This is a genomic window from Azospirillum soli (genome assembly GCF_017876165.1).
In the GTDB taxonomy this organism is placed as follows: domain Bacteria; phylum Pseudomonadota; class Alphaproteobacteria; order Azospirillales; family Azospirillaceae; genus Azospirillum; species Azospirillum soli.
On sequence record NZ_JAGINQ010000004.1, the window covers coordinates 131239 to 155525 of the forward strand.

Annotated in this window: 26 protein-coding genes; 11 read left to right on the forward strand and 15 right to left on the reverse strand. The window is 67.3% G+C overall.

The annotated features are described in order from the left end of the window. The first annotated feature begins 7 nt into the window (after positions 1-7). The 7 genes from J2852_RS08280 to lexA all read left to right on the forward strand — a co-directional run bounded on the left by J2852_RS08280 (position 8) and on the right by lexA (position 5436). On the forward strand, positions 8-601 hold the full coding sequence (locus J2852_RS08280; RefSeq protein ID WP_209873714.1) for an anthranilate synthase component II: 594 nt from the start codon (positions 8-10) through the stop codon (positions 599-601). Continuing rightward, the gene (gene trpD / locus J2852_RS08285; protein WP_209873715.1) at positions 598-1647 is read left to right on the forward strand and encodes an anthranilate phosphoribosyltransferase; all 1050 of its coding nucleotides are present in this window, start codon (positions 598-600) and stop codon (positions 1645-1647) included. The genes J2852_RS08280 and trpD overlap by 4 nt, the downstream gene beginning before the upstream one ends. A 1-nt stretch (position 1648) precedes the next feature. After that, the gene (trpC, locus tag J2852_RS08290; RefSeq protein ID WP_209873717.1) at positions 1649-2437 is read left to right on the forward strand and encodes an indole-3-glycerol phosphate synthase TrpC; all 789 of its coding nucleotides are present in this window, start codon (positions 1649-1651) and stop codon (positions 2435-2437) included. An 18-nt stretch (positions 2438-2455) separates the two neighbouring features. Then, positions 2456-2914: a GNAT family N-acetyltransferase gene (locus J2852_RS08295; RefSeq protein ID WP_209873718.1), complete on the forward strand. Its 459-nt coding sequence runs from the start codon at positions 2456-2458 to the stop codon at positions 2912-2914. Continuing rightward, positions 2911-3390 carry a cyclic pyranopterin monophosphate synthase MoaC gene (gene moaC / locus J2852_RS08300; RefSeq protein ID WP_209873720.1) on the forward strand — a complete coding sequence of 160 codons (480 nt, stop codon included), beginning with the start codon at positions 2911-2913 and terminating at the stop codon, positions 3388-3390. The genes J2852_RS08295 and moaC overlap by 4 nt, the downstream gene beginning before the upstream one ends. Beyond that, the gene (locus J2852_RS08305) at positions 3387-4610 is read left to right on the forward strand and encodes a molybdopterin molybdotransferase MoeA (RefSeq protein WP_209873722.1); all 1224 of its coding nucleotides are present in this window, start codon (positions 3387-3389) and stop codon (positions 4608-4610) included. Before moaC ends, J2852_RS08305 begins: the two co-directional genes overlap by 4 nt. Before the next feature lie 127 nt (positions 4611-4737). Then, entirely contained in the window at positions 4738-5436 is a 699-nt protein-coding gene (gene lexA / locus J2852_RS08310) for a transcriptional repressor LexA (RefSeq protein ID WP_209873725.1), read from the forward strand. 37 nt (positions 5437-5473) lie between these two features. Here the strand turns inward: lexA and J2852_RS08315 are convergent, their stop codons facing one another. Continuing rightward, positions 5474-7669, reverse strand: coding sequence for a ComEC/Rec2 family competence protein (locus tag J2852_RS08315; protein WP_209873727.1), 2196 nt, complete (start codon positions 7667-7669; stop codon positions 5474-5476). A 71-nt stretch (positions 7670-7740) separates the two neighbouring features. Between J2852_RS08315 and gltX the strand changes: the two genes are divergently transcribed. The 3 genes from gltX to J2852_RS08330 all read left to right on the forward strand — a co-directional run bounded on the left by gltX (position 7741) and on the right by J2852_RS08330 (position 10761). After that, the gene (gene gltX / locus J2852_RS08320; RefSeq protein WP_209873731.1) at positions 7741-9153 is read left to right on the forward strand and encodes a glutamate--tRNA ligase; all 1413 of its coding nucleotides are present in this window, start codon (positions 7741-7743) and stop codon (positions 9151-9153) included. Between the two features lie 95 nt (positions 9154-9248). Continuing rightward, entirely contained in the window at positions 9249-10562 is a 1314-nt protein-coding gene (gltA, locus tag J2852_RS08325; protein WP_209873734.1) for a citrate synthase, read from the forward strand. Continuing rightward, positions 10555-10761: a hypothetical protein gene (locus J2852_RS08330; RefSeq protein WP_209873737.1), complete on the forward strand. Its 207-nt coding sequence runs from the start codon at positions 10555-10557 to the stop codon at positions 10759-10761. The genes gltA and J2852_RS08330 overlap by 8 nt, the downstream gene beginning before the upstream one ends. A gap of 6 nt (positions 10762-10767) precedes the next feature. Here the strand turns inward: J2852_RS08330 and J2852_RS08335 are convergent, their stop codons facing one another. After that, entirely contained in the window at positions 10768-11376 is a 609-nt protein-coding gene (locus J2852_RS08335; protein ID WP_209873740.1) for a glutathione S-transferase family protein, read from the reverse strand. A gap of 268 nt (positions 11377-11644) precedes the next feature. Here J2852_RS08335 and J2852_RS08340 point away from each other — a divergent pair, with 268 nt between their 5' ends. Next, positions 11645-12172 carry a GNAT family N-acetyltransferase gene (locus tag J2852_RS08340; protein WP_209873743.1) on the forward strand — a complete coding sequence of 176 codons (528 nt, stop codon included), beginning with the start codon at positions 11645-11647 and terminating at the stop codon, positions 12170-12172. A 13-nt stretch (positions 12173-12185) separates the two neighbouring features. On the opposite strand, the gene gloA is transcribed toward J2852_RS08340, so the two are convergent. From gloA to pyrH, 13 genes are all read right to left on the reverse strand, one after another. After that, positions 12186-12581: a lactoylglutathione lyase gene (gene gloA, locus J2852_RS08345; RefSeq protein WP_209873746.1), complete on the reverse strand. Its 396-nt coding sequence runs from the start codon at positions 12579-12581 to the stop codon at positions 12186-12188. Further along, on the reverse strand, positions 12578-13762 hold the full coding sequence (gene lpxB / locus J2852_RS08350) for a lipid-A-disaccharide synthase (RefSeq protein WP_209873749.1): 1185 nt from the start codon (positions 13760-13762) through the stop codon (positions 12578-12580). The genes gloA and lpxB overlap by 4 nt, the downstream gene beginning before the upstream one ends. After that, positions 13759-14616, reverse strand: a complete 858-nt coding sequence (locus J2852_RS08355) for an LpxI family protein (protein ID WP_209873752.1) — start codon at positions 14614-14616, stop codon at positions 13759-13761. Before J2852_RS08355 ends, lpxB begins: the two co-directional genes overlap by 4 nt. 10 nt (positions 14617-14626) lie before the next feature. Further along, positions 14627-15421: an acyl-ACP--UDP-N-acetylglucosamine O-acyltransferase gene (gene lpxA, locus J2852_RS08360; RefSeq protein ID WP_209873755.1), complete on the reverse strand. Its 795-nt coding sequence runs from the start codon at positions 15419-15421 to the stop codon at positions 14627-14629. Next, complete coding sequence (fabZ, locus tag J2852_RS08365; protein ID WP_209873758.1) at positions 15418-15888, reverse strand: 3-hydroxyacyl-ACP dehydratase FabZ; 471 nt, start codon at positions 15886-15888, stop codon at positions 15418-15420. The genes lpxA and fabZ overlap by 4 nt, the downstream gene beginning before the upstream one ends. 205 nt (positions 15889-16093) lie before the next feature. After that, a complete protein-coding gene (locus J2852_RS08370; protein WP_209873761.1) occupies positions 16094-16669 on the reverse strand; it encodes an OmpH/Skp family outer membrane protein in 576 nt (191 codons plus the stop codon). 1 nt (position 16670) lies between these two features. Further along, positions 16671-18965 carry an outer membrane protein assembly factor BamA gene (bamA, locus tag J2852_RS08375; RefSeq protein ID WP_246499388.1) on the reverse strand — a complete coding sequence of 765 codons (2295 nt, stop codon included), beginning with the start codon at positions 18963-18965 and terminating at the stop codon, positions 16671-16673. Positions 18966-19045: 80 nt separating this feature from the next. Beyond that, on the reverse strand, positions 19046-20179 hold the full coding sequence (gene rseP, locus J2852_RS08380) for an RIP metalloprotease RseP (protein WP_209873766.1): 1134 nt from the start codon (positions 20177-20179) through the stop codon (positions 19046-19048). Between the two features lie 24 nt (positions 20180-20203). Next, entirely contained in the window at positions 20204-21409 is a 1206-nt protein-coding gene (locus J2852_RS08385) for a 1-deoxy-D-xylulose-5-phosphate reductoisomerase (RefSeq protein WP_209873767.1), read from the reverse strand. Then, positions 21400-22281: a phosphatidate cytidylyltransferase gene (locus J2852_RS08390; RefSeq protein ID WP_209873769.1), complete on the reverse strand. Its 882-nt coding sequence runs from the start codon at positions 22279-22281 to the stop codon at positions 21400-21402. Before J2852_RS08390 ends, J2852_RS08385 begins: the two co-directional genes overlap by 10 nt. Beyond that, positions 22223-22963 carry an isoprenyl transferase gene (locus J2852_RS08395; RefSeq protein WP_209873771.1) on the reverse strand — a complete coding sequence of 247 codons (741 nt, stop codon included), beginning with the start codon at positions 22961-22963 and terminating at the stop codon, positions 22223-22225. The genes J2852_RS08390 and J2852_RS08395 overlap by 59 nt, the downstream gene beginning before the upstream one ends. A gap of 4 nt (positions 22964-22967) precedes the next feature. Then, positions 22968-23489, reverse strand: coding sequence for a ribosome recycling factor (gene frr / locus J2852_RS08400; RefSeq protein ID WP_211112165.1), 522 nt, complete (start codon positions 23487-23489; stop codon positions 22968-22970). Positions 23490-23529: 40 nt separating this feature from the next. Beyond that, positions 23530-24285 (reverse strand): UMP kinase, encoded by a 756-nt coding sequence (gene pyrH / locus J2852_RS08405; protein WP_209873774.1) that lies wholly within the window; start codon positions 24283-24285, stop codon positions 23530-23532. Positions 24286-24287 lie beyond the last annotated feature (2 nt).

The window sequence follows — 24287 nt, forward strand, 5'->3', positions numbered from 1 at the left end:
GCGCCCGATGCTGCTGCTCATCGACAACTACGACAGCTTTACCTACAACCTCGTCCATTACCTGGGCGAGCTGGGCGCCGACGTGGACGTCCGCCGCAACGACAGCCTGACGGTGGAAGAGGCGCTCGCGCTGAAGCCGCAGGGCATCGTCCTCTCCCCCGGCCCCTGCGATCCGGACAAGGCCGGCATCTGCCTGCCGCTGATCGACGCAGCATCGAAGGCGGGCGTGCCGCTGATGGGCGTGTGCCTGGGCCATCAGACCATCGGGCAGGCCTTCGGCGGCAAGGTGGTGCGCGCCCCGGTGCCGATGCACGGCAAGGTGGACAGCATGCGCCACGACGGGCGCGGCGTGCTGAAGGGCCTGCCCTCCCCGTTCCGGGCCACCCGCTACCATTCGCTGATCGTCGAGCGCTCCTCGCTGCCTTCCTGCCTGGAGGTGACGGGCGAGACCGAGGACGGCCTGATCATGGCGCTGTCCCACAAAGAGCTGCCGATCCACGGCGTGCAGTTCCACCCGGAGAGCATCGAGAGCGAGCATGGGCACAGGATCCTGGAGAACTTCCTGAACACCACGCGCGCCCCGCTGGAGAACGCCGCATGAGCACGCCCGCGCACGGTGACCTCGCCGACATGAAGGCCATCCTCGCCAAGGTCGCGACCGGCGCCACGCTGACCGAGGAAGAGGCGTCGCTCGCCTTCGATATCATCATGTCGGGCAACGCCACGCCTTCACAGATGGGCGGCTTCCTGATGGCGTTGCGGGTGCGCGGCGAGACGGTGGACGAGATCGCCGGTGCCGCCCGCGTCATGCGCGCCAAGGCGATCCCGGTGGAGGCGCCCGCCGGCACCATCGACACCTGCGGCACGGGCGGCGACGGTTCGGGCACCTACAACATTTCCACGGCGGCGGCGCTGGTCGTCTCCGCCTGCGGCGTGCCGGTCGCCAAGCACGGCAACCGCGCCATGTCGTCGAAGTCCGGGGCCGCCGACGTGCTGGGCGCGCTGGGCGTCAACCTCGACTGCGACATGGGGCTGGTCCGCAAGGCGCTGTGGGAGGCCAAAATCGGCTTCCTGATGGCGCCGCGTCACCACCTCGCCATGCGCAACGTCGGCCCGACCCGTGTGGAACTGGGCACGCGCACCATCTTCAACCTGCTGGGTCCGCTGTCCAATCCGGCCAGCGCCAAGCGTCAGGTCCTCGGCGTCTACGCCAAGCAATGGGTGGAGCCGCTGGCCCATGTGCTGAAGCGTCTAGGCTCGGAAGCCGCCTGGATCGTCCACGGCTCCGACGGGCTGGACGAAATCACCACCACCGGCCCGACCACCGTCGCCCAGTTGAAGGACGGCGAGGTCACCGTGTTCGAGGTGGAGCCCGAGCAGGCCGGCATCTTCCGCGCCCGTCCCGACGACCTGAAGGGCGGCGACGCCCAAGTCAACGCCGGCGCCATCCACGCGCTGTTCGACGGCGCGCATGGGCCCTACCGCGACATCGTCCTGCTGAACGCCGCCGCAGCGCTGGTCGTGGCCGGCAAGGCGGGCGACCTGAAGCAGGGCGTGGAGCGCGCCCGCCACGCCATCGACAGCGGCGGCGCCCGCGCGGCCCTCCAGCGCCTCGTCTCCATCACCAACGAACCGGTCGCCGCCTGACATGAGTGACGTTCTCACCAAGATCTGCGACGACAAGCGCGCGCTGGTCTCCGCCCGCAAGTCCGCCCGCCCGCTGTCCGAGGTGGAGGCCGCCGCCCGCGAGGCCGGCCCGACGCGCGGCTTCATCCGGGCGCTGCGCGACACGGTCGAGGCCGGCCGCTACGGCCTGATCGCCGAGATCAAGAAGGCCAGCCCGTCGAAGGGCCTGATCCGCGCCGACTTCGACCCGCCGACGCTTGCCCGCGCCTACCGCGAAGGCGGGGCCACCTGCCTGTCGGTGCTGACGGACGAGCCCTATTTCCAGGGCAAGGACGAGTATCTGGTGGCCGCCCGCGCCGCCGTGGATCTGCCGGTGCTGCGCAAGGACTTCATGGTCGATCCCTACCAGATCGCCGAGGCCCGCGCGCTGGGCGCCGATTGCATCCTGATCATCATGGCGGCACTCAGCGACGCGCAGGCGAAGGAGATCGAGGACGCGGCGATGTCCTGGGGCCTCGACGTGCTGGTCGAGGTGCACAACCGCGAGGAGCTGGACCGGGCGCTGGCCCTGAAGACTCCTCTGCTGGGGGTGAACAACCGGAACCTCAAGACGCTCGTCGTGGACATCACGACGACGGAGGAATTGGCCGCTCATGTCCCAGCCGACCGCATGCTGGTCGCCGAAAGCGGGCTGAACACGCCGGCCGATCTGTCGCGCATGGCCAAGGTCGGCGCGCGCTGCTTCCTGGTCGGCGAATCGCTGATGCGCCAGGACGACGTGACTGCCGCCACCCGCGCCCTGCTGGCCTGATTTCCCGGAGAGCGTTCGTTGCCCAACGTCACCATCGCCCAGGAAAGCCCGCGCCAGGACGAGGTCGTCCGCCTGATCAAGGAGCTGGACGCCTATCTCGGCGACCTCTATCCGGCGGAGAGCAACCACCTGCTGGACATCGACACGCTGGCCGCCCCGGACATCCGCTTCTTCGTGGCCCGGCGCAGCGGCACGGTCGTCGGCTGCGGCGCCGTGCGCGTCGATGCGGAGGGCTACGGCGAGGTGAAGCGCATGTACGTGCACCCCACCGCGCGCGGCGGGCAGATCGGCCGCCGCCTGCTGGAGCATATCGAGGACCAAGCCCGCGCCGAGAAGCTGTCCGCGCTGCGGCTGGAAACCGGCATCCATCAGGCCGAGGCGCTGGGTCTTTACCGCAAGCTGGGCTTCAGGGAGCGCGGGCCGTTCGGCCCCTACGGCTCCGACCCGCTCAGCGTCTTCATGGAGAAGGTGCCATGACCGGCTTCACCCACTTCGACGCCGAAGGACGCGCCGTGATGGTGGACGTTTCCGACAAGGCGGAGACGGAGCGCACCGCGACCGCGCGGGGTTCCGTCATCATGCAGCCGGAGACGCTGAAGCGGATCCTGGAGGGCGGGTTCAAGAAGGGCGACGTGCTGTCCGTCGCGCGTCTGGCCGGCATCATGGGCGCCAAGCGCACGCCGGACCTGATTCCGCTGTGCCATCCGCTGATGCTGACCTCGGTCAAGGTTGACCTGACCTGCGACCCCGACCGCAACGCCGTGGACATCACCGCGACTTGCAAGCTGAAGGGCCAGACCGGCGTGGAAATGGAGGCGCTGACCGCCGTGTCCATCGCCGCCTTGACCGTTTATGACATGTGCAAGGCGGTGGACAAGGGCATGACCATCACCGACGTCCGCCTCGTCCACAAGGCCGGCGGTAAGAGCGGCGAATGGGGGAATGCGGCTTGATATCGGTTGCCGAGGCCCGTGCGCGCATCCTGTCCGCCTTCTCCGCCCTGCCGGCGGAGACGGTGGCGTTGCCGGACGCGCTGGGCCGCGTGCTTGCCGAAGCCGTCGTCGCCCGCCTGACCCAGCCGCCGTTCCAGGCCACCGCCATGGACGGCTGGGCGGTTCGCGCCGCCGATATCGACGACGCCGACGCCACCACCCCCATCACCCTGCGCCGCATCGGCGAGGCCTCCGCCGGCCATGCCTTTGCCGGAACGGTCGGATCGGGCGAGACAGTGCGCATCTTCACCGGCGCCCCCCTGCCCGCCGGCGCCGACGCCGTGGTGATGCAGGAGGACACGGAGGCGGACGGGGACACGGTGCGCATCCGCCGCGCCGTTCCGGCCGGCCGCTTCGTCCGCCCCGCCGGGCTGGATTTCTCGGCCGGCGACGAACTGCTTACCAAGGGGCGCCTGATCACCGCGCGCGATGTCGCCTTGGCCGCCTGCGCCAACGTGCCGTGGCTGCGCGTGCACCGCCGGCCCCGCGTCGCCGTGCTCGCCACTGGGGACGAGATCGCCCTGCCCGGCGAACCGCTGGGACCCAGCCAGATCGTCAGTTCCAACGCACTGGGTCTCTGCGCGCTGGTCGCGACTCAGGGCGGTATCGCGCACAACCTGGGCATCGCCCGGGACAACGCCGAAAGCCTCGCGGCCATGGCCGCCGGTGCGGCGGGCTGCGATCTTCTGGTGACGACCGGCGGTGCCTCCCAGGGCGATTACGACCTCGTGCACGGCGTGCTGGGGGACAGGGGCCTCAGCCTCGACTTCTACACCATCGCCATGAAGCCCGGAAAAGCGGTGATGTTCGGCCGCGTGGGCGGGGTTCCACTGCTGGGCCTGCCAGGCAACCCAGTGCCGACCGGAATAGGCGCGATCCTGTTCCTCAAGCCGATCCTGCGCGTGCTTCAGGGCCTGCCGCCAGACGAGGCAACGCGCACCGCCAAGCTCGGCGCGCCGCTGAAGCCCAACGACGCGCGCGAGGACTACATGCGCGCCACGTTGACCGTCGGGGAAGATGGCGATCCGGTCGCCACGCCTTTCCCGCGCCAGGACAGCGCGATGGTGTCGCGCCTTGCCCAGGCCGATTGCCTGATCCTTCGCCCGCCCCATGCGCCGGCCGCTGAAGCGGGAGAAACGGTGACGATCATTCCGCTCTCCGGCGGCGTGCTCAGCCTGTAAAGAATCATTACAATTTGCGCGTATTACCGTTTTGCAGGGCTTGACGGGCGGAAGGAACCAAACTAGAACATACTGGAACGTTTTGCTTTTGTTCCATATCTAGTGCGGCACCGTCCGGGAGGCACAAATGCTCACGCGCAAGCAGCATGAACTGCTGCTTTTCATCCACGAGCGGCTCGGTCAAGGCGGTGTGTCCCCCTCCTTCGACGAGATGAAGGACGCGCTTGGCCTGAAGTCCAAGTCGGGCATCCACCGCCTGATCACCGGCCTTGAGGAGCGCGGCTTCATCCGCCGCCTGCCCCACCGCGCCCGTGCGCTGGAGGTGCTGCGCCTTCCGGAGGGTGTCGAGGCCGGCCGTGCCCGCCCACCGCGCGCCAAGTTCCAGCCGAACGTCATCAAGGGCGACTTCGCCTTGGCCGGCCGCGAGGTGATCGCGTCGGCCGAGACGGTGCAGCTTCCGCTCTACGGCCGCATCGCCGCCGGCACGCCCATTGAGGCGCTGCGCGACAACTCCGCCTATGTGGACATCCCGGCCGGCATGCTGGCGTCGGGCGACCATTACGCGCTGGAGGTTGCCGGTGACTCGATGGTCGAGGCGGGCATCCTCGACCACGACACGGTGGTGATCCAGCGCTGCGACAACGCCGAGAACGGCGCCATCGTCGTCGCCCTGGTGGACGAGGCCGAGGTGACGCTGAAGCGCCTGCGCCGCAAGGGCAACACCATCGCCCTGGAACCGGCGAACGCCTCCTACGAGACGCGCATCTTCGGCGCCGACCGCGTGCGCGTGCAAGGCCGTCTGGTCGGTCTGCTGCGGAAGTACTAAAGGCGGTTGTCCCCTCTCCCGCGAAAGCGGGGGAGGGTTAGGGAGGGGGCGAGGTCTGCACTGGCCGCACGCCCGTCCAAGGCCGGTCGCCGCGCCCATCCCGCACGCTTTCCACACGCACGTTCTCTGGTGAGATGTACAGCGCCTGAGCCCCCTCCCGGCGCAGGCGCCAGCGGTCGATGACCAGCGGCGCGCGGCATCCACGCGCCGCCTCCGCCGTGATCACCACATCGGCGAGTTTGCAGTCCTCCGGCAAGGCATCCGGCATACGGACCAGCGCCACAGTGCGCCCTTCCGCTCGATAGAGGCACCCCAACGCGTCGCAACTCAGCCGGCCATCCAGAGTCGCCCCCGCGCTCGGCCAGAGCCCCGCTGCCATGTCGTGCCCGTCCCGCCGCAGCCAGGTTTCCGCGACCCGCCCCTCGCTCTTGCCCGACAAGCTCAGCCGGCCGTCAGCCATCCGCACGCCCATGATCGTGCCGTCGCCTGTCACCAGAACATCGGGGCGTTGCGCAAGGGCCGGCGTCAGCATCCCCACCGCGATGGGAAGCAGTCCCAGCAGACGCCACCGCCCGGTCCAGATCGTCAGCCAAAGCCCGCCGAGCGTCACCGCCACGATGCCGGCGACCGGCATGGCCGGAACCAGCGCGGTCGCGCCGGGAAGCCCGGCGGCCACCTCCGCCGTCCAGATGATCAGGCGCACGCCCCAGTTCATCGCGACGAGTGCCGGCCAATCGAGCCCAAAGGGCATCAGCAGGTAGGCGAGCAGACTCCACGGCATGACCCAGACGGAGGTCACCGGCACCGCGATCATGTTGGAAAAGACACCGTAGAAGGCGATCTGCTGGAAATGGAACAGCGAATAGGGTGTCGTCGCCAGCGTCGCGATCACGCTGGTAAAGGCGGTGCCGCCGAGATACAGCGCGGCCTTCCCCACCCAGCCCATCTCACGCTTCCAGCGCACCAGCGCCGGGCCGGCAGCCTCGTAGGCGGCGATCAGCGCCACCACCGCCGCGAAGGACATTTGGAAGCTGGGGCCGAGCATGCCTTCCGGCTCCATCGCCGTGGTGACGAGGCCGGCAAAGGCGACCAGCCGCATGCTGAACGGGTCGCGGTCGGCGATCATTGCCGCCATGATCAGCCCGGTCATCAGCACCGACCGCACCGTCGGCACCGGCGCCCCGACCAGCAGCGTGTAGACGATCGCCGACAGAATGCCCAAGGCCGCCGCGATCTTCTTGATCGGCCAGCGCAGGGCCAGCCAGGGCACCAGCGCGAACAGCGCCCGCACCACGAAGAACACGATGCCCGCCGCGATCCCCACATGCAGTCCGGAGATGGACAGCAGATGGGCCAATCCGCTGTCGCGGAAAGCCTCCATCGTCGGTTCGGGGATGGCCACATCCTCGCCGTTCAGCAGGGCGGCGGTGACGCTGGCCTCCACCGGGTTGGAAACGGCGCGCTGCACCCGCTCGGCGATCACCGCGCGCGCCCTCTCGAAGACCATGGACAGTCGTTGCAGGCCGGTCACTGGCGGTGCGTCCACCACCTGCGGCGCGCCCAGCGCGAAGCCGACCGCGCCCATTCCTTGGAAGAAGGCCCGGCGCTGAAAGTCGAAGGCGCCCGGTTCGGCCGGCGGCGGAGGGGGATGCAGCGCCGCGCGCAGCCGGATCACCGTCCCGGCCTCGGGCGTCGGATACTTTTCGGACAGGCGGAGCCGCACCTTGCCCGGCGTGGCTTCCGGCTTCAGCTTCTCGACGGCGAGGTCCCCCAGGATGACGCGCACGGCGCCCGGCTGGCGCTCCACCGACAGAACGCGGCCCGTGACCATGGTCGGCCCGACCTCGCGCATCAGGATCGGCGCGGCAATCAGCGCCGTTCGCGTCTGCACCACCGTGAAGCCCAGCGCAACCGACAGCACAGCCAGCATACCGGCCAGCAGCCCCAGATGGCGCCGCTCAGCCCACAGCAACAGAACACCCGTCACAGTCAGAGACGGTCCCAGCCACAGCGGCGGTTCGGTCGGCAGTGCGAAGTACAGCGCCACACCCAGCCCAAATCCGACCGGCGCCCACAGCGCCCAGCGTTCCCGCTCCACCGCCAGCCGCCCGGCAAGCCAGCCCAGCGCACGGGCAAAGGCGCGCGGCCGGGCGCCCTCCCCCGCAAACGCCGGGCCATCCTCGTCGAAAAGACCGTCCGCCACCGCACCGTCGCCTATGCGCGCTTGGGCCATGCCTCACGCGCCACTAATGTGTTACACCACCGCACCACTGTATCAGTGCTGAACCCGGAATTGAGCCACCGATGACCGTCGTCACCCGTTTCGCCCCGTCGCCCACCGGCTTTCTCCATATTGGCGGCGCCCGCACCGCGTTGTTCAACTGGCTGTACGCTAAGCACACGGGCGGCAAGTACCTGCTGCGCATCGAGGACACCGACCGACAGCGTTCGACCGACGCCGCCGTAGACGCGATTCTCGACGGCCTCTCCTGGCTTGGCCTGACCTGGGACGGCGAGGCGATCAGCCAGTTCGCCCGCAAGGACCGCCATGCCGAGGTCGCCAAGCAGATGCTGGACGCCGGCAAGGCCTACTACTGCTACGCCAGCCCCGAGGAGCTGGACGAGATGCGCGCGGCGCAGAAGGCCGCCGGCCAGCCGGTGCGCTACGACGGCCGCTGGCGCGACCGCGATCCGTCGGAGGCTCCCGCCGGCGTAAAGCCGGTGATCCGCCTGAAGGCCCCGCAGGAGGGTGAAACCGTTCTAAAGGATCATGTCCAAGGAGAGGTGCGGGTGCAGAACGCGCAGCTCGACGACCTGATCCTGCTGCGCGCCGACGGCACGCCGACCTATCTGCTGGCCGTGGTGGTGGACGACCACGACATGGGCGTGACCCATGTCATCCGCGGCGACGATCACCTGACCAACACCTTCCGCCAGATCCAGATCTACAACGCCATGGGCTGGGACCTGCCGGACTTCGGGCACATCCCGCTGATCCACGGGCCGGACGGCGCCAAGCTGTCGAAGCGGCACGGCGCGCTGGGCGTGGACGCCTACCGCGACATGGGCTACCTGCCGGAGGCCGTGCGCAACTACCTGCTGCGCCTTGGCTGGGCGCACGGCGACGACGAGATCATTTCGACCGAGCAGGCCATCGAGTGGTTCAACCTGGAGGGCATCGGCCGCTCACCGTCGCGCTTCGACTTCGCCAAGCTGGAAAACCTGAACGCCCACTACATGCGTCAGGCCGACGACGCCCGTCTGGTGGACCTGATCGTCCCGCGCCTGGAGGCCGATCTTGGCCGCGCCCTGACCGACGCCGACCGCGACCTTTTGAAGCGCGCCATGAACGGGCTGAAGCAGCGCGCGCGCACCGTGGTGGACTTGGCACAGAGCGCCCGCTTCTACATCGCGTCCCGCCCGCTCTCCTACGACGAGAAAGCCGCTGCCCTGTTGGACGAAAAGGGCCGTTCGGTGTTGACGGATCTGGGCGCCCTGTTCGGGGCGGAGCCGGACTTCACGGCGGCCGCGCTGGAGGCCCAGGTCCGGCGATTCGCCGAGGAACGGGGGGAGAAACTTGGCAAGGTGGCTCAACCGTTGCGCGCTGCGCTCACCGGCTCGACCGTTTCGCCACCGATTTTCGAGGTGGCCGAATTGCTGGGCCGGACGGAGACGTTGGCCCGCATGGCCGAGGCCGCAGGTGCAGCGAAAAGCTAATTTACCTGCGTTGATATCCTTACGGCATGGAACTATGCTGCGCCGATTCGAAAAGGGCGGTAAGCCCCAACCCTAATAGATAAGGACGTGCCGAGATGACCCAACCCGCGGACAAGGCCGATACCTTCACCCTTACCGACAACCGCACCGGCAAGCAGGTCATTCTGCCGGTGCTGAAGGGCAGCACCGGCCCGGACGTGATCGACATCCGCAAGCTCTACGCGGAGACCGGTTGTTTCACCTACGACCCGGGTTTCACCTCCACCGGCAGCTGCGAATCCCAGATCACCTACATCGACGGTGACGAGGGCATTCTGCTGCACCGCGGGTACGCCATCGACGATCTCGCTGAACACGCGACCTTCCCCGAGGTCTGCTTCCTCCTCCTCAACAACCATCTCCCGAACGCCAAGGAGAAGGAGGATTTCGAGAATATCCTGCGCCGCCATTCGATGGTGCACGAGCAGCTGACCCGCTTCTACAGCGGTTTCCGCCGCGACGCGCACCCGATGGCCATCCTGTGCGGCGTCACCGGCGCCCTCTCGGCCTTCTACCATGACTCGACCGACATCGACGATCCGGTGCAGCGCAAGATCGCCGCTCACCGCCTGATCGCCAAGATCCCGACCATCGCCGCGATGGCCTACAAGTACTCGGCCGGTCAGCCCTTCATGTACCCGCGCAACGACCTGTCGTACGCGGAGAACTTCCTGTACATGACCTTCGGCACGCCGTGCGAGCCGTACAAGGTCAACCCGGTCCTGTCCAAGGCCATGGACAAGATCTTCATTCTGCACGCCGACCACGAGCAGAACGCCTCGACCTCGACCGTCCGTCTGGCCGGTTCGTCGGGCGCCAACCCGTTCGCCTGCATCGCCGCCGGCATCGCCTCGCTGTGGGGTCCGGCGCACGGTGGTGCCAACGAGGCCGTGCTGAACATGCTGGAGGAGATCGGCTCGGTCGATCGCATTCCGGAGATCGTCCGCCGTGCCAAGGACAAGAACGACAACTTCCGCCTGATGGGCTTCGGCCACCGCGTCTACAAGAACTACGACCCGCGCGCCCAGGTCATGCGCAAGACCTGCCACGAGGTGCTGGCCGAGCTGGGCATCAAGGACGAGCCGCTCCTCGACATCGCGATGGAGTTGGAGAAGATCGCCCTTGAGGACGATTACTTCGTCCAGAAGAAGCTGTACCCGAACGTCGACTTCTACTCGGGCATCATCCTGAAGGCTATGGGCTTCCCGACCAGCATGTTCACCGTGCTGTTCGCGCTGGCTCGCACCGTCGGCTGGATCTCCCAGTGGAAGGAGATGATCGAGGACCCGCAGCAGAAGATCGGCCGCCCGCGTCAGCTGTACACCGGCCAGACCAAGCGGGATTTCGTCCCGCTGGCGCAGCGTGGCTAATCGGCCAACAGCGCATATCGGGACGGGCGGCTCCGATGGGGCCGCCCGCAACCCCGGTGCGTACATCGTTCCGGCGCGGCGGGCCCTTCTGGGCCGGCCCGTCGCGAACGACAACAAGCCGCCGTTTTCACAGCGGCTTCGTCGCCTTTTCGCGATTGTGCTGATCCTGGCCCTGATCGCCGGGATCGTGCTGATCTGACCCGTTTTATCCCTGGGTGATGGGAATGTGCCGCTCCTGCGCCGCCACGCGGTCCAGCCACGCGCGCACCACCGGATAACCCGACAGGTCGAACCCGCCCTCTTCCGCCACATGCGTGTAGGCGTAGAGCGCGATGTCGGCGATGCTGAACCGCTCGCCCACGAAGAAACTCCGATCCTTCAGGTGCGTCTCCATGACGCCCAGCGCGTCGTAGCCGAGCTTGCGCTTGGTCACGAGGCCCAGCTTGCGCTCTTCCGTCATCTCCACATGGTGGGTGATCCAGAAGCGGACGGTGGCGATGTTCGGTTCGTGGCTGTACTGCTCGAAGAACATCCATTGCAGCACCCGCGCCCGCCCCTCCCGGTCGTCCGGCAGATATGGCGAGCCCTCCGCCAGATACCAGAGGATCGCGTTCGACTCCGGCAGGTAGCTGCCATCCTCCAACTGCAGGGTCGGAACGCGGCCGTTCGGATTCCTGGCGAGGAAATCGGGAGTGCGCGTCTCCGCACGGTCGATGTCCAACTCGATTCGCTCGTGGGGGATGTCCAGCTTGTGCAGCAGCAGGCGGCATTTGTAGCCGTTGCCGGAGGACAGGTTGTCGTACAGGCGAAGCATGGTGACCCGACCCTCGTTCCATTCATCCGATATCGGATGAAAGCACGGCACCTCACTCCGCGCCAGAGGCTCTTTGCTGCAATCCGATGCCGAACGTCTCAAAGCGCTTGCGGTCGGCCTTGGCCTCGTCGAGCAGCCACGTCCGAAAGGCGCTGCACGCACCGCCCCGGTTCCAGCCATTCCCCACGCCGATCCGTTGCAAAGTCAATTGCACGCCATGGGGAGCGGCGGCAGGCTCAAGGGATGGAAACGATGACGGTGACACCCTATGACCACCACTCCGATCATCACCGAAGTCCGCTGTCTGAACGACGGCCCTCTCCGCATCCGCCTTGAGTCCCTGCTTGAGGACGCCGTCGCCAGCGGCGCCTCCGTCGGCTACCATCACCCTCTCTCCCCGGAACTGAACCGAAACTTCTGGGATGGGGTCGCGGAGCAGTTGAATGGCGGCGCGCACCGCCTGCTGGTCGCTCAGGATCGCGATGGCACGGTTTTGGGAAGCGCGCAGTTGGCGCTGTGCACCAAGCCGAACGGGGCGCATCGGGCGGAGGTGCAGAAGCTGCTGGTCCACACGGCCCACCGGCGTCGGGGCGTGGCACGGCGCCTTATGGCCGAAACCGAGGAACTGGCGCGCGGACTCGGCCGGACGCTCCTGGTGCTGGACACACTGGAGGGCAACTTCGGCGAGCCGTTCTATGAGCGAACGGGGTGGCGGCGCGCCGGCCTCATTCCCGGATACACGGTCGAGGCCGACGGCAGCTTCCATGCCACTGTGCTGTTCTATAAAAACCTGTAGGGCGCGGCGCGCCTTACTTCTTCTCGATCAGCTCAACCTTGTAGCCGTCCGGATCCTCAATGAAGGCGATCACGGTGCTGCCGTGCTTCATCGGGCCGGGCGGGCGCGGGATCTTCACGCCTTCCTTGGCAAGCTGCTCGCAGGTCGCGTAGATGTCCGGCACGCCAATGGCGATGTGCCCATAGCCGGAACCGATGGTGTAGGGCTCCGCCTGATCCCAGTTGTGGGTCAGCTCCAGAACGGCGGTGTCCGACTCGTCGCCGTAACCGACGAAGGCCAGCGTGAAGCGCCCGCCCTCATAGTCGTTGCGGCGCAGCAGCTTCATGCCGAGCAGCCGGGTGTAGAAGTCGATGGACTTCTCCAGGTTGAACACCCGGAGCATGGTGTGAAGCAGGCGGTATTCGCTCATTGTCTCTCATCTCCCCTTTGCGGGTGTTTGGCAATAACGTCGAGAACCACGCGGGCGGCGCGTTCGCTGGGCGGCGTGTCGCCCTGCCCCAGCCAACGCGCGACCTCCGCGACGCCCTCCACCTGGGCCTGCCGGGCGGCGGGATCGTCGAGCAGGCGCTCCAACTCAGCGGCCAGTCTATCGGGCCGGCACTCCTCCTGCAGCAACTCCGGCACCAGCATGCGGTCGAGCATCAGGTTGACCAAGTTGACGTATTTGACCCGGATGAAGCGCCGGTACAGCGCCACGGTCACCGGGTTCAGCCGGTAGGCAATCACCGCCGGCAGGCGGGCGAGCGCCAGTTCCAGCGCCACCGTGCCGGACGCGGCCAACGCCACCTCCGCCGCCGCGAAGGCGTCGTGCTTGGCCGACTCGCCCTCCACAAGGATGGTGCGCAGCGGCCAGTTTGCCACCTCCGCCGCGACGCGGTCGCGCACGGTGGCGACGGTCGGCACCACCGCGACGAGGTTCGGGTGGGTCGGCAGCAGCGCTTCCAACGTGGCGCGGAAGTCGGGCAGCAGCCGGCTGACTTCGCCCTTGCGGCTGCCGGGCAGCGCGGCGACGACGCGCGCGTCCTCGGCCAGCCCGTGCTGCGCGCGGAACCGGGTGCCATCGCCGTTGCCCGCCCCGCTCTCGACCACGGAATGACCGACGAAGGTGCAGGCCAGGCCCTCGCGCTCGAAATAGGGAGGCTCGAAGGGCAGGATCGCCAGCAGATGGTCGTAAATGGCCGCGTATTTAGCCGCACGCTTCGGCTTCCAGGCCCACACGCTCGGCGCGACGTAATGGATCAGCGGTATGCCGGGGGCTTCCGCCTTCACGCGCTTGGCGATGCGCACGGTGAAGCCCGGCGAGTCGATGCCGATCACCGCGTCGGGACACAACCGCGCGATCTCGGCCACCGTCTGATCCATGCGGCGCAGCAGATTCGGCAGGTGCGGCAGCAGTTCGAACACGCCGAACAGCGTCAGCTCGCCCATGGGAAAGAGGCTTTCCAGCCCCTCCGTGATCATCTTCTCGCCACCGACGCCGGCGAAGCGCACACGTCCGCCGGTCAGGCGCTTGCAGGCGGCCATCAGGCGCGCACCCAGTGCGTCGCCGGAGGGCTCTCCGGCGATCAGGAACAACAGCGGATCGCTCACGCCCCACCCTCCGGCGGCCCGTTCTTCGATGACACGGCGATGCCGACCACGAACAGGCCAAGCCGGTTGGCCGCCTCGGCGACCGCCGCGCGGTCCACCAGCAGGCTGCCGCCGGCCTCCACGGCGATGCCCCGCAGGCCGGCCTTCGCGGCGTTCTCCACCGTGGTCACGCCCATGGTCGGCAGGTCGAGTCGACGGTCCTGCTGCGGCTTCTTCACCTTGACGAGCACGCCACCCACCCCCGGCCGGGCGAGGCCGGCACAGCGTTCCAGCATGGCGTCGGTGCCCTCGATGGCCTCCACGGCCAGCACGATTCCTTGCTGCACCACCGCGCCCTGCCCCACGTCCAGCGCACCCAGCGCGCGGGCGACCTCGACCGCGCGGGCGATGTCGATCTCGGCCTCGGCGTCCGGGGTCAGCCGGCCGACCGGCCCCGGCGGGGTCAGCAAGTCGCCCAGCAGGTCATGCAGGCCGACGACACGGAAACCCTCGCCCTCCAGCTGCTTCGCCACGGAACGCAGCAGCCCGTCGTCGCCCAGCGCGCGGGTGCCCACTTTGGCGAGGAACTTGGTCGTGTACCAATCGGGGATCAGTTCGCTGAAGGACGGCCGGCGCACCGGTCCGGCGAAGACCAGCTCGCCCACGCCCTCGTCCTTCAGGCGGGCGATGATGCTGCCGGCAGCGCCGAAGCGGCTCCACAGATGCGGCAGCCCTTCAACGGTGGCGGGATCCGTGTGGCCTTCGAAGGCGACCACGAAAACCTCCCGCCCTTGGCCGCGCACGGCGGCGGCGATGCGGGCGGGCAGTGTGCCGCCGCCCGCCAGGATGCCCAGCTTGGGAAAGGAATCGGACACCGGATCCGCGTCAGTTCTCGCGCGGCTGGCAGAGCGAGCGCGAGGCCTTGGCGCGGATGAACTCCAGCACGTCGGTGACGAGCGTCTTCTCGCCGAAGTCGCGAACGACCTCGTCCACCCGTTCGGCGAAGGTGCCTTCCGGCCCGAACAGCATGCGATAAGCCGCACGCAGGGCGTGAATGTCGTCCTTCTGGAAGCCGCGACGCTCCAGCCCGATCAGGTTCAGCCCGGCCAGACGCGCCCGTTCACCCATGACAAGGCCGTAGGGGATGACGTCCTTCTCCACGCCGGACATGCCGCCGATCATGGCGTGCGAGCCGATGCGGACGAACTGGTGCACCGCCGACAGGCCGCCGATGGTGACGAAATCGCCCAACTCCACATGGCCCGCCAGCGTGGCGTTGTTCGCCAGCACCGCGTTGTCGCCGACGACGCAGTCGTGCGCGACGTGAACGCCGACCATGAACAGGCCGTTGTCGCCGACGCGGGTCACCATGCCGCCGCCCTCGGTGCCGGGGCTCATGGTGACGTGCTCGCGGATCTGGTTGCGGCGGCCAATGATCAGTTCCGACGGCTCGCCCCTGTACTTCAGGTCCTGCGGCGGATGGCCGATGGACGCGAAGGGATAAATGACCGTGCCTTCGCCGACCTTGGTCCGCCCATCGATGGAGACGTGCGACACCAGCCGCACGTTGTCGCCGAGTTCGACGTTGGGACCGACCGCGCAGAACGGACCGACGAAGACGCCCTCGCCCAGCTTGGCCGCCGGATCGACGACCGCGGACGGGTGGATCGAAACACTCATTTCTCGTCCAGAATCATGGCGGAATAGACGGCTTCGGCGACCAGGACACCGTTGACCTTCGCCTCGCCCTTGAACTTCCACACGTTGGCGCGCTGGCGCTGCTTGGACACGTGAATGTGGATGGTGTCGCCCGGCGTCACCGGCCGGCGGAAGCGCGCCTCGTCCACGGTCATGAAGTAGACGAGCTTGCCTTCCGACTCCTTGCCCAGCGTGGCGACCACCAGCACGGCGGAGGTCTGGGCCATCGCCTCGATGATCAGCACGCCCGGCATGACGGGGCGCGACGGGAAGTGACCCTGGAAAAACGGCTCGTTGATTGAGACGTTCTTGATGCCGGTGGCGCCTTCGCCCAACACCACGTCGACCACGCGATCGATCATCAGGATCGGATAGCGGTGCGGGATCATCTCCATGATCCGCGTGATGTCGATGTCGGCCACCTTGTTGTTTTCCGCCGTCACGTCCATGGTCCGGCCGCTCGCCTTTCGAATCTCCGGGAATCGCCCCTGCGGCGCGGAGCGCGCCGGCTCGGGGACATCGCCCCTTGTGCCCCATTTCCGGGGATTTATCAACGACAACGCCACCGCGCCACCGCCTGGAACGCCGAAGGCCGCCACCACCCGAAGGGGCAATGGCGGCCCGGCAATCTCAATCTCTCGTTCCCGGCAGGCGTTACTGCTTGGGAACGTTGAGCGCGACCTGCGGCAGCTTCTTGTTCACCCGCTCCATCACCGTGTCGGTAACGTCGAGCTGGGTATCGACCAGAACGAACTGCTGGCGGGCCAGAACGAGATTGGCGCCGCGCTCGCGGGCGACGTCGGCCACGACCTCGACCATGTTCTTGTGGACGACAGCCATCGCCTCGTTCAGCGCGTTCTCAAGGGCGCGCTTGCGGGACTGCACGGTCTTCTGGACCTCGCCGACCTGCTTCTCGAAATCGCGCCGCTTGGTGGCCAGCGCGTCGGGGGCCAGCACAGTCTGCTGCTTGCGCAGTTCCTCCTCGGACTTGCGCAGCTTGTCCTCCAGCGAGGAGATTTCCTTCTGGTAGGTCTCGCGCAGCGTCTCGAAGGACTTCGACACGCCCTTGGAGGCGTTCGACTCCTGCATGATTTTCTGAACGTCGATCACCGCGATGACCGGCGCCTTCAGGTCGGTCTTCGTCTCCTGGGCGAGCGCCACCGTGGAGGTGGCCATCAGGCCGGCCACGGAAACGGCGGCGAACAGCGCCCTGATCTTGCTGAACTGCATGTTAGAACCTGGTTCCGAAGCTGAAACGGAAGATCTCTTTCTTATCGTACGTTTCCTTGCGGATCGGTACGGCAAAATCAAGACGGATCGGGCCGAACGGCGAACGCCACGACACACCGGTGCCGACCGATACGCGAATCGACTCCTTGTCGGCGACGTTCGGGTCGTTGATGTCCACCTTGCCCAGCGTGCCGAAGTCGGTGAAGGCGTGACCCTTCAGGCCGAACTCTTCGGGCAGGCCGACGGGGAAGCTCATCTCCACCGAACCGCGGGCGTAACGCTGGCCGCCCAGCGCGTCGCCGGTCGTCAGGTCGCGCGGGCCGATGCCGGCGGTGTTGAAGCCGCGCAGCGTGTCGCCGCCGATGAAGAAGCGGTCGGACAGGGACACGTCCTTGCCGAGACCGAAGATGTAACCGATTTCGCCGGAGGTGCTGAGCACCCAGCTCTCGTCGAACAGCGGCAGATAGTAGCCGGCGCCCAGACGGTTGCGCAGGAACCTGGCGTTGCCGCCCAGGCCGGCGAAGTCGTTCACCAGACGGATGTAGTAGCCGTCCGTCGGGGTCAGGCGGCTGTTGCGGCGGTCATAGAGCAGTTCCTGACCGATCAGCGAGGTGAGGCGGCCGCCCTTCTGGTCCTGAATGTACTTCGACGCGGTGGTCGGCACGGAGTCGATGCGCGTGTGCTGCAACTGGTAGTACAGGCGCTGGCGCAGGTTTTCCGCCAGCGGATAGCCCATGCGCAGGGCGAAGCCGTTGTTCTTCTCGTTGAAGGAGCTTTCGTCCTGATAGTCGCGGGTGATCCGGAAGACGTCGACACCGGCCGACAGGTCGCGGTCGAGGAAGTACGGCTCCGTGAAGGACACGTCGTATTCCTGCCGGCGGCCCGACACGGTGGCGCCGAAGCGCAGGTCCTGACCACGGCCCAGCAGGTTGCGCTCGCGGATCGAGAAGTCGGCCAGCGGACCGTCCGAGGTTGAGTAACCGGCACCGATGGAGATTTCGCCGGTGGACTGCTCGGTCACCTCGACGTTCACCACCGAACGGTCGGGGGTGGAGCCCTCGGCAGTGGTGACGTTCACGCGCTCGAAATAGCCCAGATCCTTGATGCGCTGCTCGGAGCGGCGCAGCTTGGTGGCGCTGAACGGGTCGCCTTCGGCCAGCAGCACCTCGCGCCGGATCACCTTGTCCAGCGTGCGGACGTTGCCGTTGACGTCGATGCGCTCGACGAAGACGCGCGGACCCTCGACAATCTCATAGGTGATGTCGATGGTGTGTTCGTCGCGGTTGCGGTTGATGCGCGGGCGGACGTCCACGAAGGCGTACTGCAGGTCGCCGACCGCGGTGGTCAGCTTGTTGATGGTGTTCTCCACCTCCTGCGCGTTGTACCAGTCGCCTTCGCGCGTGGTCATCACGCCGCGAACCTGCTCGGGGTCCAGCGCCTTCAGGGTGGTGTTGACGTCGATCTTGCCGAACTTGTAGCGCTCGCCCTCGTCCACCGTGAAGGTGATGACGAAATCCTCGCGGTTCGGCGTCAGCTCCGCCACGGCGGACACGACGCGGAAGTCGGCGTAGCCTTCCTTCAGATAGAAGCGGCGCAGCAGGTCGCGGTCGTAGTTCAGACGGTCCGGATCGTAGTTGTCGTCGGACGTCAGAAAGCGCCACCAGGCGGTTTCCTTCGTCTGGATCGACTCGCGCAGCGTGCCGTCGGAGAATTTCTCGTTGCCGACGAAGGTGATGCTGCGCACGCCGGTGCGCACACCCTCGTTGATCTCGAACACCAGATCGACACGGTTCTGATCGAGCTGGATGATCTTCGGCTCCACCGTAGCGGCAAAGCGGCCCTGGCGGCGGTAGATCTCCTGGATGCGCTGAACGTCGGCCTGCACGCGGGTGCGCGTGTAGACGACGCGCGGCCGCAGCTGGATTTCCTTCTCCAGGTTTTCCTTTTCGATGCGCCGGTTGCCCTCGAAGGCGATGCGGTTGATGATCGGGTTCTCGACCACCGCGACCACCAGCGTGTCGCCCTCGCGCTTCAGCACCACATCGGCGAACAGGCCCGTGTTGAACAGGGCCTTCAGCGATTCGTCGATGCGGTCGGGATCGAACGGCTCGCCCGGCTGCACGGTCAGGTAGGAGCGCACCGTCGAGGGTTCGATGCGCTGCACCCCCTCCACACGGATGTCGCGGATGGTGCCACCTGAGAAGACCTGCGCGACCTGCGTCCGATCACCGAAGGCCGAAGCCCCGTTGGTCTGGGCCCATGCCGAATAGGAAGGGGCAAGAGAAACCGTCGTCATGGCGCAGCCAGCCATCAGGCTGAACGCCAAAACCCTGCTCGACACCCGCAAAGCACGCTCCCTGGCTTGGGGGTGCTCGCTTAGGAGATCAGCCCCCGAAAGAAGTCCACCACGCGCAGCTGAACGAGGTCGTTCCACGTGGCGAAAACCATGAGCGTTAATACCAAAGCAAGTCCGATGCGGAAACCGTATTCTTGCGCTCTAGGTCCGAGCGGACGGCCGCGCAGGCCTTCCAGGGCGTAGAACATCAGATGGCCGCCGTCGAGCAGCGGGACGGGGAACAGATTGATGAGGCCGAGATTGACCGACAGGAAGGTCATGAACCAGATCAGCGGATACCAGCCGGTCTGAGCGACCTCGCCGGACATCTGGGCGATGCGCAGCGGACCGCCGAGTTCCTCGGTCCCACGCGAGCCCTCGACCATCTGGCCGAGCGCGATGAAGGTGCCGCTGACCATGCCCGCAACCTCGCGCCCCGCCTGCCAGAGGGCAGTCAGCGGGTCGTGGCGCTTGTTCTCCGCCCCGCCGCGCATGATTCCCAGCTGGCCGATGCGGTGCGTGTTGCCGAATCGGTCGGTGACCTCACGCACGTCCGGCGTGGCGGTCAGATTGACCTTTCGGCCCTCGCGCTCCACCACCATCTCCAGCGGCGCGCCCGGCTGGATCGAGACGATCTGCCGGATTTCCTCGAATCGCTGGATGCCGCTGCCGTTGATCGAAACGATCAGGTCGCCGGGTTGCAGACCGGCGCGCTCCGCGGCGCTGCCCGGCTGCACGCCGCCGACGTCGGGCGGGGTGAAGGACTGGCCGGCGGTGGCGAACAGGATGGTCAGCGCCAGAATGGCAAAGACGAAATTCGCAATGGGGCCGGCCGCCACGATGGCGGCACGCTGGCCCAGCCGCTTGTGGTGGAAGGAGACGGCCTTCTCTTCCGGCGTCATGACGTGGGTCTGGGCCGACGGCGTGCTGGCCGGATCGGCGTCCCCGAACATCTTGACGTAACCGCCGAGCGGGATCGCGCTGAATTTCCAGCGCGTGCCGGCCTTGTCGGTCCAGCCGAACAGCTCCGGCCCGAAGCCGATGGAGAAGACCTCGATCCGCACGCCGTTGCGGCGCGCCACGAGGTAGTGGCCGAGTTCGTGCACGAACACGAGCACGGTCAGGACCAACAGAAACGACAGAATCGTGGTCCCGAATCCGCCCATAACGTCCATCACACCCTTTGCGCTTCGACGGGATCAGTGCCCCACAGCCGACACCCGGTCGGCGGCCATGCGGCGCGCCTCGGCGTCGGTGTCCCGAACCTCTCCCAGATCGCGGAGCGGCCGGTGGGGCAGCGCCTCCAACGTCCCCTCGACGATCTTTTCGATGTCGAGAAAGCCGATTCGGCGGTCGAGAAACGCCTGCACGGCCACTTCATTGGCGGCACTGAGAATAGTAGGAGCGCCCCCACCGCTTTGCAAGGCGGCCCGGGCCAACCGAAGGGCCGGAAACCGCTCCGGATCTGGTGCCTCGAAGGTGAGGGTCGCCGCCTTGACGAGGTCGAGCCGCTCCGCCGGGGTCGGAATGCGCGCGGGCCAGCCCAGCGCATAGGCGATGGGCGTGCGCATGTCGGGGGTGCCCAACTGCGCCAGGACGGAGCCGTCCACATACTCGACCAGCGAATGCACGACCGACTGCGGGTGCACGAGAACGTCGATCTTCGGCTCCGGAATGCCGAAGAGGAAGTGGGCCTCGATGATCTCCAGGCCCTTGTTCATCATGGTGGCACTGTCGATGGAGATTTTGGCGCCCATGTCCCAGGTCGGGTGCTTCACGGCCTGTTCACGCGTCGCCGCCGCCATGAAGGCGCGGTCCTTGGTGCGGAACGGGCCACCCGACGCGGTCAGGATCAGCCGCAGGACGCTGTCCACCCTCTGGAAATCGAAGACCTGGTAAATGGCCGAATGCTCGCTGTCGACCGGCAGCAGCGTGGCGCCGTGGGCGCGCACCTCCTCCATCATCAGGGCACCGGCGCAGACCAGCACCTCCTTGTTGGCAAAGGCGACGCAGGCACCCCGGCGCACGGCGGCGAGCGTCGGCTCCAGCCCGGCGGCGCCAACAATGGCGGCCATGACCCAATCGGACGGGCGCGCGGCGGCCTCGGCGACGGCCTCCGGCCCGGCGGCGGCCTCGACTCCGGTGCCGGCCAGCGCATCCTTCAGTTCGGTGTAGCAAGCGGGATCGGCGACGACGGCCAGCTTCGGCTTCAACTGCCGGGCCTGCTCGGCCAGCAGAGCGACGTTGCGGTTGGCGGTCAGAGCCTCCACGACGAAGCGGTCCGGATCGCGGGCGACGAGGTCCACGGTCTGCGTGCCGACCGACCCCGTCGAACCGAGAATCGTCACCCGGCGCGGCGCTTGCGCCAACTTCTCAGCCGTTCCGACGTTGGGCGTCACCACCATGATACCGCTGTTCCAAGGGTCGCGTGGAAGAGAGCCAGCACCGGGGCGGCGACCAGAAGCCCGTCGATGCGATCCAGAATGCCGCCATGCCCAGGAATGAGATGGCCGCTGTCCTTAACATTGAAACGGCGCTTGACCGCAGACTCGAAAAGATCCCCCGCCTGCCCCACCACGGCGATCAGCGCGCCGACCAGCAGCGCCAGCATCGGCAGGTGCGCGTCGAACGCCTCCGCAATGCCCAGCCCCACCAGGGCGGAGCTGACCATGCCGCCGATCAGGCCGGCCCAGGTCTTCTTGGGACTGATGCGTGGCGCCAGCTTCGGCCCACCGATGCTGCGCCCTGCGGCGTAGGCGCCGATGTCTGTCGCCCAGACCGCCAGCATGGCGAAGAGGAACAGGGCCAGACCACTGTCCGGCAGGTCGCGCAACCACATCAGGCCGGCGAGCCCGGCCGCGACATAGACGACGCCAAGCCCCAGCAGCCCCCGGTTCTCCCCGCCTCCGACGACCGCCACCAGCACCGCCGCAACCAGCGCGACCGCCATGGCGGGCAGCGGCCCTGCGACGATCTGCACGGCGAGCGTGCCGAGCACGCCCAGCCCCGACAGCAGCAGGGCCGGCGTCTTGCGTTGGCTGGGGACGAGGTTGACCCATTCGATGACGGCGGCGACCGCGCCCGCCGCGATCAACGCGCGGAACACCCAGCCGCCGGCCCAGACCGCGCCCAGAACGAGCGGAGCCAGCACGAGCGCCGAGATGGCACGCGTCTTGAGGTCACCCGCCTTGCCGGAGGGCGCGTTGCCCGGAACCGTCTTATCGCGAGCCGACTGTTGTGGCGCCGAAGCGACGTTCCCGTCGGTGGAACTCTTCAATCGCCGCCTCCAGGTCGCGCTTGGTGAAGTCGGGCCAGAGCGTGTCGACGAAGACCAGCTCGGCGTAGGCCGCTTGCCAGAGAAGGAAGTTGCTGATGCGCTTCTCGCCGCTGGTGCGGACGATCAGGTCGGGGTCCGGGATGTCCGTGGTGAACAGGCGGCTCGCAAAGGCCTCTTCATTGATGTCCTGCGGATCCAGCCGTCCGGCCTTGACCTCCTCGGCCAAGCGCCGCGCCGCCAGCGCGATTTCCTGCCGGGAACCGTAGCTGAGAGCGACCACCAGCGTCAGCTGGCGGTTGTCCCTGGTCAGAGTCTCGGCGTTCTCGATCAGTTGGACGATGTCGGCGGACAAGCGCGCACGGTCACCGATCACCCGCAGACGGACGCCGCCCTTGTGCAGCTCCGCGATCTCGCTACGCAGGTAGAAGCGCAGGAGCTGCATCAGGTCGGTCACCTCCTCCTCCGGCCGGCGCCAGTTCTCGGAGGAGAAGCTGAAGATCGTCAGATAGCCGACGCCCAGCTCCCGCGCCGCCTCGACCGTGCGGCGGACGGCGTCCACGCCCTTCTTGTGGCCGGCGGTGCGCGGCAGGCCGCGCGCCTTGGCCCAGCGCCCGTTGCCGTCCATGATCACGGCCACGTGCGCGGGCGGGCGCAGGGGGCGGCTGTCTTCCGCGTCGCGCATGCCGTCAGACCTGCATGATGTCCTTTTCTTTTTGCGCAAGCGTGTCGTCGATCAGCTTGATGTACTGATCGGTGAGCGCCTGCACCTTGTCGGCCAGGGTCTTGTGCTCGTCCTGCGTGATCTCGCTGGCCTTTTCCGCCTTCTTCAGGCCGTCCATGCCGTCGCGACGGATATTGCGCACGGCGACGCGGGTCTGCTCGGCGTACTTGTGGGCGACCTTGGTCAGCTCCTGGCGGCGCTCCTGCGTCAGGTCAGGCAGCGGCACGCGGATGTTCTGCCCCTCGGTCTGCGGGTTCAGGCCCAGGCCCGAATCGCGGATGGCCTTCTCCACCGCCTTGACCATGCCCCGGTCCCAGACCTGGACGACGATCAGGCGCGGCTCGGGCACGCTGACGGTGCCGACCTCCTTGAGGTGCATCTTGCTGCCGTAGGCCTCGACGGTCACGGGCTCAAGCAGGCTGGCGGAGGCCCGGCCAGTGCGGAGACCGGTCAACTCCTTGCGAAACGCCTCAAGCGCTCCTTCCATGCGGCGCTTGAGATCCGATGCGTCGGGCGCAGCCACGGGCTTACTCCGTTTCTTCTGTTATGATCGTGAACTTGCCCCGACCCTGCATCACCTCGGCGAAGGCGCCGGGCGTGTGGATCGAGAAGACGAGTATGGGGATGTGGCTCTCGCGCGCCAAGGAGATTGCGGAGGCGTCCATGACCTGAAGGTCACGCGCGAGCACATCGAGATAGGTAAGACGTTCGTAACGTTCCGCGTCCTTCACCTTCTTCGGATCGGCGGTGTAGACGCCGTCCACCTGCGTGCCCTTCAGCAGAGCGTCGCAGCCCATTTCCGAGGCGCGCAACGCCGCGGCGGTGTCGGTGGTGAAGAACGGGTTGCCGGTGCCGGCGGCGAAGATCACCACGCGGCCCTTTTCCATGTGCCGGATGGCGCGGCGCCGGATATACGGCTCGCACACGGACGACATGGGGATGGCCGACTGCACACGGGTGGTAACGCCCATCCGTTCCAGCGCGCTCTGCATCGAAAGCGCGTTCATCACGGTGGCGAGCATGCCGATGTAGTCAGCCGAGGCACGTTCCATGCCGCCGGCCGCGCCCTTCACACCCCGGAAGATGTTCCCCCCGCCGATGACCAGGCTGACCTGGACACCCAGCTCGATCACCGCCTTCACCTCGTTGGCGACGCGGTTGACCACCTCCGGATCGAGGCCGTAATCGCGCTGACCCATCAGCGCCTCGCCGGATACCTTGAGAAGGACTCGGCGGAAGCGGATGCCGTCAGCCGGCACGGTGTTCCCGGAGGTCTGGCCCATGG

Coding starts and splice junctions, on each gene's coding strand:
- gltX (WP_209873731.1), top strand. CDS start 7,741: ATGACCGTCGTCACCCGTTTCGCCCCGTCGCCCACCGGCTTTCTCCAT.
- J2852_RS08385 (WP_209873767.1), bottom strand. CDS start 21,409: ATGGTGGTGACGCCCAACGTCGGAACGGCTGAGAAGTTGGCGCAAGCG.
- moaC (WP_209873720.1), top strand. CDS start 2,911: ATGACCGGCTTCACCCACTTCGACGCCGAAGGACGCGCCGTGATGGTG.
- lpxA (WP_209873755.1), bottom strand. CDS start 15,421: ATGAGTGTTTCGATCCACCCGTCCGCGGTCGTCGATCCGGCGGCCAAG.
- lexA (WP_209873725.1), top strand. CDS start 4,738: ATGCTCACGCGCAAGCAGCATGAACTGCTGCTTTTCATCCACGAGCGG.
- J2852_RS08395 (WP_209873771.1), bottom strand. CDS start 22,963: ATGCGCGACGCGGAAGACAGCCGCCCCCTGCGCCCGCCCGCGCACGTG.
- rseP (WP_209873766.1), bottom strand. CDS start 20,179: ATGGACGTTATGGGCGGATTCGGGACCACGATTCTGTCGTTTCTGTTG.
- bamA (WP_246499388.1), bottom strand. CDS start 18,965: ATGACGACGGTTTCTCTTGCCCCTTCCTATTCGGCATGGGCCCAGACC.
- J2852_RS08340 (WP_209873743.1), top strand. CDS start 11,645: ATGACCACCACTCCGATCATCACCGAAGTCCGCTGTCTGAACGACGGC.
- J2852_RS08335 (WP_209873740.1), bottom strand. CDS start 11,376: ATGCTTCGCCTGTACGACAACCTGTCCTCCGGCAACGGCTACAAATGC.
- fabZ (WP_209873758.1), bottom strand. CDS start 15,888: ATGGACGTGACGGCGGAAAACAACAAGGTGGCCGACATCGACATCACG.
- gltA (WP_209873734.1), top strand. CDS start 9,249: ATGACCCAACCCGCGGACAAGGCCGATACCTTCACCCTTACCGACAAC.
- J2852_RS08370 (WP_209873761.1), bottom strand. CDS start 16,669: ATGCAGTTCAGCAAGATCAGGGCGCTGTTCGCCGCCGTTTCCGTGGCC.
- frr (WP_211112165.1), bottom strand. CDS start 23,489: ATGGAAGGAGCGCTTGAGGCGTTTCGCAAGGAGTTGACCGGTCTCCGC.
- gloA (WP_209873746.1), bottom strand. CDS start 12,581: ATGAGCGAATACCGCCTGCTTCACACCATGCTCCGGGTGTTCAACCTG.
- trpD (WP_209873715.1), top strand. CDS start 598: ATGAGCACGCCCGCGCACGGTGACCTCGCCGACATGAAGGCCATCCTC.
- J2852_RS08280 (WP_209873714.1), top strand. CDS start 8: ATGCTGCTGCTCATCGACAACTACGACAGCTTTACCTACAACCTCGTC.
- trpC (WP_209873717.1), top strand. CDS start 1,649: ATGAGTGACGTTCTCACCAAGATCTGCGACGACAAGCGCGCGCTGGTC.
- pyrH (WP_209873774.1), bottom strand. CDS start 24,285: ATGGGCCAGACCTCCGGGAACACCGTGCCGGCTGACGGCATCCGCTTC.
- J2852_RS08315 (WP_209873727.1), bottom strand. CDS start 7,669: ATGGCCCAAGCGCGCATAGGCGACGGTGCGGTGGCGGACGGTCTTTTC.